Below are 775 nucleotides of genomic sequence, written 5' to 3' on the forward strand. Positions count from 1 at the left end.
TGTGGATTTCGAGCATCAGCGACGCGAAGAAGTCATCCAGTACATCTATCGCAAGTACGGCCGCGACCGCGCAGCAATCGCCGCAGCGGTTTCAACCTACCGGCCTCGGGGCGCGCTGCGTGAAACCGGCAAGGCGCTTGGCGTCGACCCGCAGATTGTCGACCAGGTGGCAAAGAGCCATCACTGGTTCGACACGAGCCAGGACCTCCTGAAGCGCTTCGCTGAATCGGGACTCGACCCGGAGAAGCCGCTTATACAGGCGTGGGCGCGACTCGCGTCCCAGCTCCTTGGCTTTCCGCGTCACCTGTCGCAGCACTCTGGCGGTTTTGTTATCAGTCGCGGGAAGCTCACACGGCTTGTCCCTGTCGAGAATGCGGCCATGGCGGACTGGTCCGTCATTGAGTGGGACAAGGATGACCTCGAGGCGCTCGGTCTGCTCAAAATCGACGTGCTCGCGCTCGGCATGCTGTCTGCCATCCGTCGAGCGCTGGACATTGTGTCGGAGCAGCGCGGCGAGCGTTTCGAGATGCAGGATATTCCGCCGGAGGACTCCGAGACATACGAGATGATTTCCGCAGCGGACACTGTTGGTGTGTTCCAGATTGAATCGCGGGCGCAGATGAGCATGTTGCCCCGGATGAAGCCCCGCACGTTTTATGACCTGGTCATTGAGGTTGCCATTGTCAGGCCCGGACCGATTCAGGGTGGTGCGGTCCATCCTTACTTGCAGCGCCGCCAGGGCTTCGAGCCGGTGACGTATCCTAGCGACGCTCTA

General features: G+C 61.0%; 1 pseudogene. It reads left to right on the forward strand.

The annotated features are described in order from the left end of the window. Positions 1-775: pseudogene (locus P0D73_RS46570) on the forward strand (error-prone DNA polymerase); the annotation flags it as partial.

Origin of the sequence: Paraburkholderia sp. RL18-101-BIB-B (assembly GCF_046026985.1) — a bacterium.
Classification (GTDB): Bacteria; Pseudomonadota; Gammaproteobacteria; order Burkholderiales; family Burkholderiaceae; genus Paraburkholderia.